The 12,127-nt window shown below is 37.6% G+C and carries 12 protein-coding genes; 2 read left to right on the top strand and 10 right to left on the bottom strand.

Translation table 11 applies throughout. The annotated features are described in order from the left end of the window. Positions 1 to 2: 2 nt before the first annotated feature. Positions 3 to 287 carry a hypothetical protein gene (locus BW964_RS13300; protein WP_076507830.1) on the bottom strand — a complete coding sequence of 95 codons (285 nt, stop codon included), beginning with the start codon at positions 285 to 287 and terminating at the stop codon, positions 3 to 5. Positions 288 to 522: 235 nt separating this feature from the next. Then, positions 523 to 1,431 (bottom strand): GLPGLI family protein, encoded by a 909-nt coding sequence (locus BW964_RS13295; RefSeq protein ID WP_076507829.1) that lies wholly within the window; start codon positions 1,429 to 1,431, stop codon positions 523 to 525. Between the two features lie 246 nt (positions 1,432 to 1,677). Between BW964_RS13295 and BW964_RS13290 the strand changes: the two genes are divergently transcribed. After that, positions 1,678 to 2,175, top strand: a complete 498-nt coding sequence (locus BW964_RS13290; protein WP_076507827.1) for a DinB family protein — start codon at positions 1,678 to 1,680, stop codon at positions 2,173 to 2,175. 67 nt (positions 2,176 to 2,242) lie between these two features. On the opposite strand, the gene BW964_RS13285 is transcribed toward BW964_RS13290, so the two are convergent. Further along, the gene (locus BW964_RS13285; RefSeq protein WP_076507826.1) at positions 2,243 to 4,918 is read right to left on the bottom strand and encodes a carboxypeptidase-like regulatory domain-containing protein; all 2,676 of its coding nucleotides are present in this window, start codon (positions 4,916 to 4,918) and stop codon (positions 2,243 to 2,245) included. A gap of 497 nt (positions 4,919 to 5,415) precedes the next feature. Here BW964_RS13285 and BW964_RS13280 point away from each other — a divergent pair, with 497 nt between their 5' ends. After that, the gene (locus BW964_RS13280) at positions 5,416 to 6,297 is read left to right on the top strand and encodes a cupin-like domain-containing protein (RefSeq protein WP_073328563.1); all 882 of its coding nucleotides are present in this window, start codon (positions 5,416 to 5,418) and stop codon (positions 6,295 to 6,297) included. Positions 6,298 to 6,332: 35 nt separating this feature from the next. Here BW964_RS13280 and BW964_RS13275 read toward each other — a convergent pair whose 3' ends face one another. From BW964_RS13275 to BW964_RS13245, 7 genes are all read right to left on the bottom strand, one after another. Then, entirely contained in the window at positions 6,333 to 6,749 is a 417-nt protein-coding gene (locus BW964_RS13275; protein WP_076507824.1) for a hypothetical protein, read from the bottom strand. Beyond that, complete coding sequence (locus BW964_RS13270; protein ID WP_076507823.1) at positions 6,739 to 7,020, bottom strand: hypothetical protein; 282 nt, start codon at positions 7,018 to 7,020, stop codon at positions 6,739 to 6,741. The genes BW964_RS13275 and BW964_RS13270 overlap by 11 nt, the downstream gene beginning before the upstream one ends. A 141-nt stretch (positions 7,021 to 7,161) precedes the next feature. Then, a complete protein-coding gene (locus BW964_RS13265) occupies positions 7,162 to 8,886 on the bottom strand; it encodes a M14 family metallopeptidase (RefSeq protein WP_076507821.1) in 1,725 nt (574 codons plus the stop codon). A gap of 297 nt (positions 8,887 to 9,183) precedes the next feature. Continuing rightward, entirely contained in the window at positions 9,184 to 9,939 is a 756-nt protein-coding gene (locus BW964_RS13260) for a metallophosphoesterase family protein (RefSeq protein WP_076507952.1), read from the bottom strand. 1 nt (position 9,940) lies between these two features. After that, on the bottom strand, positions 9,941 to 10,483 hold the full coding sequence (locus BW964_RS13255; protein ID WP_076507820.1) for an RNA 2'-phosphotransferase: 543 nt from the start codon (positions 10,481 to 10,483) through the stop codon (positions 9,941 to 9,943). Positions 10,484 to 10,496: 13 nt separating this feature from the next. Next, entirely contained in the window at positions 10,497 to 11,438 is a 942-nt protein-coding gene (locus BW964_RS13250) for an ADP-ribosylglycohydrolase family protein (RefSeq protein WP_076507818.1), read from the bottom strand. Next, positions 11,438 to 12,124 (bottom strand): SIR2 family NAD-dependent protein deacylase, encoded by a 687-nt coding sequence (locus BW964_RS13245; protein WP_076507817.1) that lies wholly within the window; start codon positions 12,122 to 12,124, stop codon positions 11,438 to 11,440. The genes BW964_RS13250 and BW964_RS13245 overlap by 1 nt, the downstream gene beginning before the upstream one ends. Positions 12,125 to 12,127 lie beyond the last annotated feature (3 nt).

Below are 12,127 nucleotides of genomic sequence, written 5' to 3'. Positions count from 1 at the left end.
CTTTAATACCCCGCAGCTTCTAATGCGGCACACAAACTATAATCTGGGAAAGCAGGAGGCATCACTTGTGACATTGCAATATAACATCCTGCAGAAGAAAGATTGTTTGGCCGTTTTTTTAAAACAATTTTTTCTTTTTTCATTTCTTCTTGAAATTTAATTGCTCTTTTTTTCATTAAAACTTGCTCCTTTTGATACTCCACACTACCCTTTACCTTAGGCTCTTCTTTATTTGCAAACATTAGTGTAGATGATGCAAATAATAATGTAAAAATAATTTTTTTCATGATAAAATTTTTAAATCGTTAATTAGCAAACATATAAATCAGTATAATAATTTCCAAATGTTGTGATATATTCTCCTTAAAGCTACATAAAATGTAAATATTCCACCTGTAATTTAGGATATCTTTAATATAGATTAATGTAATGCTTGAAAATATTTAGGGATAAAAAAAATCAACCCAAATACATTGCTGCACCTGGGTTGATTTAAAAATATAATTTAGTTGATATGAATGTTTATTTTTTCTTTTTCTCAGGAGTTTGAGAAGAAACCTCTATTGGATTGTCATTAGAATTAAAGAAGTCTTTTGCTTGTTTTTCCTGTTTTTTCGCGAATTCTCCGATAGTAAGATCTGATCCGGGCATTTTCATACTCATCATTTCAGGTGTTACTTTCTGACGAAACTCAGACATAGGATCCTGTTTAAAGCTTGCATAAGCTTTTTCAAACTTTTCTTTTGTAGTTGGCGTCAGCGTTTGAGGAACTCCATATTTAGCATTAATCTTGTCTGAATATGACATTTCCTCATAATTTACGATCTTCTTGTTTCCACTTAGTTTCCAAGAGTAGTTCTTCTCTGAATCTTCAATTTTAACAATCAACCCGGGAAGACCATAAAACTTGTAAGGTCCATCCTGAAAAGGAATATCTGTACTGAACCAAGCCGTCCATTTTCTTCCTCCAAATTCTGTAGTTGCTTTTTGTGTATTGTATTCTCCTACTTTTTCTTTTTCTGGTAAAATGTTCCAATTAAATTTAATATCATCATCATATCCAAATAAATTCATGCTGACTCTATCAATATATTGCTCCTTCATTTCCGGATAAGTTTTAACAATTTTATAAGAAAACTTAGGCATTCTGATAAGTTTTGTTACATCTTTCCAGCTTTTCGTTTTTTCCATTTCGTCAACCGCGACTTTGATAATCGAGTCCTGAGCAGGAATTGTATAATCTTGATAAATTGACTTTTTACCTGTAATATCCAAAATAGTCACTACTTTATCCATCTTCGTTGAATCTTTCTTCGGCTTAAAAGTCAGTTCATAAAAGAAACGGTTGGCTGTTTCTTTAGATTCTTTAGAATCCTGTGCCGATGCAAAAGCAAAGAGTGCAATAAAGAATACGGAGAATAGATTTTTCATTGTAATAATGTTTACTAATTAGTTACCATTTGTTGAAATATGTTACAGTTTTTTTTCAAATTTTCACTAAATCAAATTTAAATTATTGACTATCAATATTTTGTCAATTACAATTTATTCTAATCGATTTATGGGTGTCATTTAGAATTATTGCCGACAGCCTATCCCTGATGAAAAATTATCGTTTCGTTAAAACATTTTTTGCTTAAAAAACTTTATCTTTAAGTACTTAAAAAACAAAATATTATGGACACTTTATCACAATTTAGAGACGAGTTTGAAACGGAGTACCAGACGACGAAAAAGTTCTTTGAAGCTTATCCTGAAGGCAAAAACGAGTATGCGCCCCATGAAAAAAGCATGAAACTCATGCCTCTTGCCACTCATATTTCAGAAATCTTTGGATGGCCGGACACCATACTGAAAACTTCAGAACTGGATTTTGCCAATGGAGGCTTTCAGCCCAAACATTTGTCCACCAAAGAAGACCTCCTGAATACGCTGGATGAAAATTTCAAATCTGCCCAATACGCTCTCGAAAATGCTAAAGAAGAACACCTTAATGATACCTGGGCGCTCAAGAACAATGGTCATGAAGTGGCAAAATGGACAAAATACGGTTCTATCCGCCATGCGCTGAACCAGATCACCCATCACCGGGCACAGCTGGGCGTGTATTACAGGCTGAATGATATTCCTCTTCCCGGAAGTTACGGTCCATCCGCAGACCATCAGAGTTTCTAGAAACACCAGAATAGACCTCAAACAAAAAACCAATCTCCGGGAGATTGGTTTTTTTTGTTTTTATTTTCTATTTGAAATTGAATTTAACGGTAAACATGACCTGGCTCGGACGGAGCTGATATCTTGTGTAGGTAATATTCGTAGTATTGATGTCATAGGTTTCGAATACTTTTTTATTAGCGATATTCATCCATTTAACCTCGAAATCAATCTTCTTTTTGGACCAGGTAAACTGGTATGAAACGTCGTAGAATCCGTTGTGGTATTTTTGACCGACGGCATTGGTATTAACCTGATCCCAGTTGAATCCGATAGTATGGTTTTCCACCGGGTAGAAAAACGCTCCAAGATTATGCGTAAATCCTGTTCTGGTAGCGCTAGAGTTTACCCTCCCTGTACTTGTCTGCTTGGTTCTTGAAATACTCGCATTGTAATCTATGCTCATCCAGCTAAAATAGGTATTGTTGAATTTAATACCATAGGACTGGCTATTGTTATTATTGGTGTAAGATTCATTATTTAAGAATGCATCAGATTTTGCTGTATTATTGCTGTAAGTAAGGGAAGCATTTGTTTTAAATTTCGGGAAATATTTTCCTACTTCTGCTGAATATCCATTGTTCAGGACATGATTATCCTGTTCTATATATTTCATAATGCTATATCCAGGTCCATTGATCGTGGGATTGGAAATCAGATTTCTTTTAGCATCAGAAAATCTATAATTCACATTAAAGAATAAATTGTTTAATGGATTTCTGTATTCCAATCTTGTGCCTGCAGATTTATTATTGTTCTCAGGAATCGGATTATTGATGTCCATGGCATTAATACCACTTGGGGAAGTCATCAGAAACCCTGAATAAGCTGTGTTTATTTCTCCAAAGTTATTATTGATATTAGCATTTACGGAAGCTTTCCAGAAAGAGGCAAAGGTATATTGTGCAAAAATATTGGGTTCAAAAGTAACTTTGTTTACTGTTTTTGCCACATTTCTCAGCGGGTCGTCTGCTTTAATATTATTAGAGTTTACAGGGAAGTTGGCATACAACATCCAGGATTCATTCTTATAGTTAACTCCTAAGCTTCCGTAAGGTGTTGCGGTTGTGTAGGTAAGATCGTTGCTGTATGCATTCGGAGATACCCCTGTTGTTGTGATATTGAATAAATCCGAAACTAAATCTGTTGTTTTAAAATTAAATCCAACTTCCGGCGTAAGGGTCCATCCTTTTTTGGAAAAGCTGATGTTGGCAGAATGGTTGGCTTCAAAGGTTTTAAGTCTCAGGTTCTGACGAACGAAATTACTTGGAACAGGCGTAAATCCAGGAATTCCTAAATAAGACGACGGAGAAACATCCAGATTCTGTCTGTCTGTCTGATAACTTATAAATGACAGCAAATTGACCATTTTTTCTTTCCATGGAATAATGGTACTCAATGAGTTTTGAAATGAGGTTGTAGGTGACTCAATTGCTTCGTTTGCGTGTCTCAGGCTGCCATCTTTAACATCTGTTCTGTCTACAATTCCTCTGTCTGCATTCCAGAACTGAGAGAAGCTGGTTGTATTTTTAAAGAATCCTTTTTTGGCATTCTTCGTGAATATTAGTTCTCCTTTTGCTTTGTCTGTATAAAAATTATTAAGGATGTTTGTATAATTGGAACTTCCCTCAAAATAATCGGTCTGGCTGTAAGATTGTCTTTCAACCGCATTATTGGTATAGTTGGCATTGGCTTTAAGCTCCCATTCTTTCTTTTTATCAATATTGGTAAGATAGTTGGCCGACAAATAATGGACGTTATTCATCAGGTATCTTTTTACCGGAAGATTGGGCGTACTGGCATTTTCCACATTGAGCCAGTCGTTTTGGGAACTATTAATTCTTCTTCCTTCAAATCGGCTTCCAAAGGCCAGGATGTTTCCTTCATTTTCTACCTGTTCTCCAACATTGTTGGTTTTATAGTTAACCACCCACTGGCTTTTTTGTCCAAAAAACATAGGGGTCAATTTAACGTTCCATAGCCACGGATCTCCAAAACCGGTTCCCACTTCTCCTCTTCCGGTCATTGTCACGGAGTTTTTCAGTTTGATATTGATGGCTGCCTGGTCAGAAGGCACTTTATCCTGAAGAATTTTTACCGGCTGGTGGTTTTCCAGAACTTCTACTTTCTGTACGGCATCTTTTGGAAGCGAGTTGTTGATGGTTCCGTAACCGCCTTCCATCAGGTCTTTCCCGTTAACATAAAATTTATTGATGGCATTACCCTGGTAAAGAATGGTTCCGTCTTTATTGACTTCAATACCGGGAATTTTTCTCATTACATCGGCCAGTGTCCTATCACTTTTACTGTCAAACGCTTTAAGATCATACGCAATGGTGTCTCCTCTTGCGGTGATCATCTTTGTTTTCAGCTGAACTTCCTTTATTTCTGTCGCTTCAGACTGCATTTTTAAACTGATGGTCTGATCGCTGTTGCTAATCTGTTTGGTTTGAGATTTTTGGTTGAAAGCCTTTACTTTCATGTCTACATTAGCCTCTGAAGAAGTGAATGTCACTTTGTATTCCCCTTTGGAATTGGTGATCCCATAGGCCAGAATAGCATCTTTGCCCGGCTCTTCTATGGTAACGCTGGCGCTTGGAATAGCAGATCCGTCTTCATCGGTAATTTTCCCTGACACTGTTTTCTGTGCAAAAGTGAGCACGGTAAAAAAAAGCATCAGAAATAAAGAAATCTTTCCTTTCATAATTTATTATTTGCCTAATTAGTTTATCGCTTGTGTTTTTTGTTACACTTTTTATAAAGATGTATTTTAGGGGTAAAGGTTAAATGCTTTTAACACTATAAACTTAGTGATAATTTTTATAGGTTCAAATTTTTGCCCGGTTATTTTAAAACTTTATTCCTGAAGAAGCTGTTATGTATTTAAAATTCAATATTATCCTGCTTTGGGTAACGGTCTGTCAATTTTATTTTAAAAATTCGTTTGGTATGCTAATTCTTTAAAATCTATTCATTAAATTTATCCGATAACTAATCCCTTGGTGTTATTAGTTTTTATCATTTTCAATGAAAATGTGGGCTTATAACAGGGAAAAACTAAAGACTTCTCAGAAAAGGATCAATTTCCATATTCTTACTTAGTCTAAATCGGTAAAAGTGATTTGAATCATAGATTAAAAAAAACTTAAACACTGATTCATATCTATTTATTTAATAATTTTGTAACATAAAATTTATAGAATGGGAATTATTTTAAAGCCTATAGATGTTGTAGATGATATTACTCAGGAGGAGTTCATGGAAAAATATCTAAAGCCAAGAAGGCCCGTTGTCATAAAAAATATGGCAAGAAAATGGCCTGCTTACCAGAAGTGGACCATGGAGTATGTAAAGGAAGTGGTAGGTGATGTAGAAGTTCCTCTTTATGATTCCAAAAAAGCCGATCCTGCAGCTCCCATTAATACACCCACGACGAAAATGAAGTTCGGAGATTATATAGACCTCATCCAAAGAGAACCTACCGATCTGAGAATTTTCTTTTTTGACCCGATAAAGCATGCCAATAAGCTGATGGATGATTTTATCGCTCCCAAAGAACTGATGGGAGGTTTTCTGGATAAATATCCATCCATGTTTTTTGGAGGAAAGAGTTCGGTCACTTTTCTTCATTTCGATATTGATATGGCGCATATTTTCCATACGCACTTCAACGGAAGAAAGCATGTGAAGTTATTTGAATATAAATGGAAAGAAAGATTGTACAGGCTTCCTTACGCAACCTATGCACTGGAAGATTATGACATCGACAATCCTGATTTTGAAAAATATCCTGCCCTTAACGGGGTAGAAGGTATTGAATGTTTCCTGGAACATGGCGACACGCTTTTCATGCCTACCGGATGGTGGCACTGGATGAAATATCTGGACGGAAGTTTTTCTATTTCCCTGAGAGCATGGGACAAATCCTGGGCTGTGAAAGCGCACTCTCTATGGAATCTTACCGTACAGCGTAAGTTTGATGATATTATGAAGTCCAATTTTAAAAATACCTATATGGACTGGAAGGAAAAAGCAGCCGTTAAAACCGCAGAAATGGCTTTAAAGAAAGGCTTACCCAAATAAAATAAAAAAGACGTTTCACTGTGAAGCGTCTTTTTTTATGATGGAGTACCTGTACCTACTAAAAGTTCTTCCATATTCCTCGTGACCTCATTGCACGAAAAACAGGCTTCTATTCCATCCTGGGAAAACCATCTGCACTGCGTCCTTATCGGACAATAGAACAGTTCAGTTTCTTTATGGTTATCCAGATGCTGCACCTTTTTGGACAAAGAACATTTGGACTCTTCAGCGTTCCACTGTGCACAGCCTTTTTCTACACATTTTCCCGTAAAACGAAATCTTTGCTCGAGGCTGTTTTTGTCTTTATTAAGATTCAGAAAATCTTCTGTAACGGTGAGAGGTGAGATGAACTGTACCTTCCCGTCTTTGCCGACTACTCCAAAAAGCTGTGCCCCAACTTTCCCCAGATAACTGGGACACTTCTTCTTTGAAGATTGTGAATTAGCCTCCATAGCCTTTGATTTGGGCCTGAATTTCTTTCACCTGATTTTGGATATCAATTCCGGGTTTAAAGATGATCATTCCCCACGGAAACCAGTCTTTAATTTTCATTGGTCTTAAAAGTCCCTTGAAATCCCTGTGCGCTGCAAAAGCCTGGGTATTGTCAATTTTTGAAAGTTCAGAAAGAACGACATTCTGAATTCCTCTGTCGATGTTTTTCAACTGCTCGTCTGAGAGATCTACTCCTTCCAACGAAACGAAAAATTGCTTTTTAGTAGCCATAACTATAGTTTTTATTGGTTTTATAAAGCAAATTTCGTCAGAGACCGGGCAACATGCATCAGGAAAAACACCCTTTCTGCATAGGTGAAAATCCTTAAAATTAATTACTGATTATCAATTAATTACATCAGTTTTGAAATTTTATAAGATCCTGTAAATCGGATACTGTCTGAATGTTTTCTCTTCAAAATAAGGAGAATTCCTGTAGATCCAGTCCAGCTGGGCTGTTCCGTCATCGGCAAATTTTTTATCTGATGATTTTTTGGCTTCAAAAGCTTCTTTTAATTTTTTGTCCGTCTTCAAAAGTTCTGAAGCGGTATCTTCAAAAATATAAGCGGAATAATATTCTTTCTGCGCTAAAATCCCATCGAATAAATTCCAGTTGAAAAAGGAGTCTAATGCCTCAGGTTCAAGGGTTTCAATGATATATTTTATCCCAGGCTGATGTGTTGGAATGATATAATCTCCTGCAGAAAAAGTAATATTGCTTTTTGCCATTTCTACAGTGGTATCATAATGAAGATAATGTCCTTCGTAAGGGTTTTTAACCGTTTTAAAGTCTTTGATTTTGTATGACTCTGCCCATGCCGTGCTATCCTTCTTAAGGCTTGTCATTTGGATCTTATTCCTTTTCATTTCTTCAATTACCCGGTACTGGGATTGCGGAACCACATAGTATTCAGGAATCGTGATATATCCGGTTGGGACAGCGGTCATGAAGAGTTTTATCTTTTTAGTAAAAGGTTTATTTCTATCATAATACAGTCTTGGTTTTCCGGAAATACCACTTGGCTTATAGCTTCCTTCATAGCCTTTGAAATCCATCGTAGAAAATTGGGTAGAATCTATTTTCCAACGGATTCCGTACTGCATTCCCGATTTGTACTGTTTTAGATTGTCAAGACGGAGCTGTTTGATCTTTTTGTAGTCTTTATCCAGATTCTGAAGGTTGGCCAGCATATATTGATAGGTTGCATCAACCCTTTTGTCATAAGGTTTCAGCATGTGCGTTTCCGGAACGGTTCCCAATGAATTAAAGAGGGAGGTATATCCTGTAGAATATCTCGGAGAATCTTCAAAAGCAGCAAATCCTTCATCAGGAACATCCCCGTGGATATTGACGTACGGTGTACTTTCATAGCCTGCCTTCTTCATCCCTTCCAGATTTTTAGCCTGATAATCATTGTAGAAGTAGTTTCCGAGGACTTTTCCAAGGCGTTCTTTAAAGGTAGAAATATAGGTGAAAGTATATTGATAATCAGCGCCGTTGCTTACATGATTGTCTATAAAAACATCCGGCTGCAGCCATTGATAGATTTCCTGAAAACTTCTGGCATTCTTTGAATCTGCTTTAATGAAATCTCTGTTCAGGTCATAGTTTCTTGCATTTCCTCTGAAACCATACTGTTCGGGACCGTTTTGATTGGCTCTGGAGAAAGATCCTCTGTTCAGCATTCCGCTGACGTTATACGCAGAAATGGCAGCTACAATAAAGTTTTGCGGCGTTTTTACTTTTCCTGTAGCAAGATCTCTCATGAGCATCATCGTGGCATCTATTCCATCCGGTTCTCCAGGGTGAATTCCGTTGTTTACGAATAAAACAGCTTTATCTTTTCTCAGTTTATCGAGATCTTTTTCAGGGAAAGGATTGTACATAACGACGTAAATGGGTTTTCCATTATCGTCTTCTCCTTTTTTTAGGTATTGAATGGTATTGAAATGCTGAGCCAGATCCTGATAATAGGCATTCATTTGATCGTAGGTCACCGTTTGGTTTCCGTTTCCTTTTTCAAAAGGAGTCTGAAATGATTTTTGCGCTAAAAAAAAGGATGTGCTTAGGAATATTAAGAGGTATTTCAGTTTCATTGAAGCAGTTTTTGAACTTCAAAATTACTTAATCTGATTTGGGTGGGAAAGGGAAATTGTGGATTTATTGAGCTCTATGTAATGGGGTTGGACGATCGCAAGGGCGCTAAGGCTTTTGATCTTCATTATGTTTTAAGGCGCAAGAAAACAGAAGATTTTCATTGGATAATAGGCTGTCCGGGAATGTGATTAGTCTTTGGGAAACCGCTACTTATATTGAGTTTTTTTATCGATAAAAACCTTATAGATTTTGGAAACCTATAAGGCTGGTGTGTGTTGGAGATTTCTGATCTATTTTCATAGGGTTTTATTTCCTGCCATATCATTATTCCTACCCTTTTCATCAGGATATAAAGAAGGAAGAGGATCGCTTTGCCAGAATTCTTTGGTGTCGATATCCAGTACTGACAAGGCCCCTGTAAATGCTGCTCCGGTATCGATGTTCCAGACGTTGGCTTTATTGACAGGATGTTTAATTCCTATATCCAGTGTCGGTGTATGTCCGATAAAGATTTCATGGTATAAAAGTAGCCTTTTGGGATAAAGTGCTGAATTTTTTTTTAATTTTTTATCCATTGCTACCGCGGTTTCCCAAAGGGTTCTGTCCCAGCGGTAATTGCTGGAATAGACTTCTTTTTCAGGGCCGTGCATAGAGGAATATCCTGCATGGATAAACAGACTGTTTTCTTCATCTACGTGATAGTTTTTCATCCTCCGGAAAAATTCAAGATGGAGTTCCAGATCTTCCAGTGAATAGTCATTATAACTTTCTACCGTGCTTTTCCCGCCATTGAAAAGCCATACATCCGGTTTGTCTCCAAGGCTCAGCCAATCCTCAGTCCAGGTATCATGGTTTCCTTTAATGAAAATGCATTCCTGTTTTTCGGAAAGCTGCAAAAGAAAATGGATGACCTGGGCAGATTCGCTCCAGCCATCCACATAATCTCCGAGGAAGATCAGTTTATCTTCATTATTTACTCCGGCTCTTTCAAAAACCTGTTGTAAAGCTTTAAAACCTCCATGAATGTCTCCTATTACTAATGTTCTTCCCATTTTATTTTGAAATGTATTTGGCATCCACAAAATCCGTCAGCCAAACATTGTTGGCGGAAAGATAAAAAGGAATCCCGTCATCATTCATTTTCTTCGTTCTGATGGTCAGAATCACAGGTTTTCCGTGGCGCATTCCTACTTTCGTGGCGGTTTCCTTATCTGCGCTTAAGTGAACATGCTGGCGGCTTCTTTTTTCAATTCCTTTGTCCAGAATAGAAGAAATATTGCTTTCTGCTGTTCCGTGATAAAGAAAATCCGGTGGCTGAGCTGTTTTCAGGGCCAGATCTATATCAATAGAATGTCCCTGGCTGGCTCTGATCATTGTTTTATCATCGTTGAAGGCGAACCGTTTTTTATTATTGGTTTCCACCACTTCCTCCAGGTCTTCAAAACTGAAGTGTATTCTTCCTTTTGCAGATTTTGTAATGAGTTCGCTCACTTCTGCCCAACCGTTTTCATCCAGTTTTAGCTGAATGGTTTCGGGCTGATGTCTCAGAATAAGGCTTAGAAATTTGCTTATTCTTTTGTTTTCTATTTCGTTCATGGTTTGTGTATTTTTATGTCATTAATTTTTCGTGAAGCTTTTCACATAAAACTTCAATATCCTCTTTTCTTACCAAATCGGAAACCCAGCCTTCCGGAATATTTTCAAATCCGTAGTAAATACCTGCAATTCCTCCGGTAATGGCTCCCGTAGTGTCTGTATCTTCTCCTAAATTCACGGCTTTCAATACGGCTTCCGCATAGGTTTCAGAGTGGAGAAAACACCAAAGCGAGGCTTCCAGGCTGTGGAGGACGTAGCCCCCACTTTTAATTTCATCTTCCGGATAAATTGAAATATCATTTTTTAAAATTCTATGGAAAAGCTCTATCTCTTTGGGGTTAAACTCATGAATTACAGAATATTCCAAAGCTACCTTCTGCACATGTAAGTAAGCCTCTTTTTTATTCTTCCCCTTGATCAGCTCAATCGCAAAAATAATGTAAATGAAGCAGGCAAAAACAGAACGGAAATGTCCATGGGTAATAGCTGAAACCTCTTTTACCGTCTGATATATTTTCTCAATATCTCCTTCATCTTTCAGATAAAAAGCTAAGGGAAGCGTTCTCATTAAGGAGCCATTCCCATTATCTTCTTCAAAAATATTTCCTGAAAACCTGGCGCTTTCTCCTTTGATCAATCTTGCAATGGAATGCCTTGTGGTTCCTCCTATATCAAAAAGTCTTCCGTGAGCAGTCCAGTGTCCATATTTGTTCCATTTTACAAAGCTTTCTCCGATCTTCTCCAGGTCATACCCTTTTGTAAGTACGTCAGCAATGCAAAGCGTTAATGAGCTGTCATCACTCCATGTTCCTTTGGGTTGGTTCCAGGACATGAATTCCAGATAACCTGTAACGGGAAATCTTTTTAAATCTTCTCTTTTCTTAAATTCCACCGGAACTCCCAGCGCATCCCCGATGCATACTCCAAAGATTCCGGCTTTTACTATATTTTCCATCAGGCAAGATTAACCAATTTATCAAACAGCAGTTTCATTCCTTTGGTTGCCGATTCTTTCATCACTACCGCTCTTTGTCCGTATCCGAATCCTGTTTCGTTGGGATTGATGACCACCAGCAGGCAGTCGTCTTTGATGTCATGGATCAGTCCAGCCGCAGGATATACCTGCAGAGAAGTTCCGATGACCACCATAATATCAGCTTCCTTTACCTTTTCCTGAGCAGTCTTATACAAAGGAACATCTTCCCCAAACCATACTATAAATGGTCTTAACTGAGCGCCATCTTCTGCTTTGTCTCCGATCCTGATGTCTCCTTTCTCTTCATAGACCAGGTTTTTATTATTGCATGAGCACGACTTGAACAATTCTCCATGAATATGAAGGATATTCGTTGACCCAGCTCGTTCATGCAGGTCATCTATGTTTTGGGTGATGATCTGAACGTCAAAATATTTTTCCAGTTCTGCGACTAATTGATGGGCTTGGTTAGGTTCAACTTCATGAAGCTGTCTTCTTCTCTGGTTATAAAATTCCAGCACCAATTCTCTGTCTTTTCGCCATCCTTCCGGACTTGCTACGTCTGTGATATTATGATTTTCCCAGAGACCATCTCCGTCTCTGAATGTTTTTATTCCACTTTCGGCACTGATTCCCGCACCGCTTAATATGATTAGTTTTTTCATTGT

The organism is Chryseobacterium shigense (assembly GCF_900156575.1).
GTDB classification, from domain to species: domain Bacteria; phylum Bacteroidota; class Bacteroidia; order Flavobacteriales; family Weeksellaceae; genus Chryseobacterium; species Chryseobacterium shigense.
Note: the sequence above shows the minus strand (reverse complement) of the source record. Positions and strands in the feature narration are given on the sequence as shown.

What these genes read in the sequence shown, in the direction of transcription:
- BW964_RS13300 (WP_076507830.1), bottom strand. Translation starts at nt 287, where the DNA reads ATGAAAAAAATTATTTTTACATTATTATTTGCATCATCTACACTAATG.
- BW964_RS13295 (WP_076507829.1), bottom strand. Translation starts at nt 1,431, where the DNA reads ATGAAAAATCTATTCTCCGTATTCTTTATTGCACTCTTTGCTTTTGCA.
- BW964_RS13290 (WP_076507827.1), top strand. Translation starts at nt 1,678, where the DNA reads ATGGACACTTTATCACAATTTAGAGACGAGTTTGAAACGGAGTACCAG.
- BW964_RS13285 (WP_076507826.1), bottom strand. Translation starts at nt 4,918, where the DNA reads ATGAAAGGAAAGATTTCTTTATTTCTGATGCTTTTTTTTACCGTGCTC.
- BW964_RS13280 (WP_073328563.1), top strand. Translation starts at nt 5,416, where the DNA reads ATGGGAATTATTTTAAAGCCTATAGATGTTGTAGATGATATTACTCAG.
- BW964_RS13275 (WP_076507824.1), bottom strand. Translation starts at nt 6,749, where the DNA reads ATGGAGGCTAATTCACAATCTTCAAAGAAGAAGTGTCCCAGTTATCTG.
- BW964_RS13270 (WP_076507823.1), bottom strand. Translation starts at nt 7,020, where the DNA reads ATGGCTACTAAAAAGCAATTTTTCGTTTCGTTGGAAGGAGTAGATCTC.
- BW964_RS13265 (WP_076507821.1), bottom strand. Translation starts at nt 8,886, where the DNA reads ATGAAACTGAAATACCTCTTAATATTCCTAAGCACATCCTTTTTTTTA.
- BW964_RS13260 (WP_076507952.1), bottom strand. Translation starts at nt 9,939, where the DNA reads ATGGGAAGAACATTAGTAATAGGAGACATTCATGGAGGTTTTAAAGCT.
- BW964_RS13255 (WP_076507820.1), bottom strand. Translation starts at nt 10,483, where the DNA reads ATGAACGAAATAGAAAACAAAAGAATAAGCAAATTTCTAAGCCTTATT.
- BW964_RS13250 (WP_076507818.1), bottom strand. Translation starts at nt 11,438, where the DNA reads ATGGAAAATATAGTAAAAGCCGGAATCTTTGGAGTATGCATCGGGGAT.
- BW964_RS13245 (WP_076507817.1), bottom strand. Translation starts at nt 12,124, where the DNA reads ATGAAAAAACTAATCATATTAAGCGGTGCGGGAATCAGTGCCGAAAGT.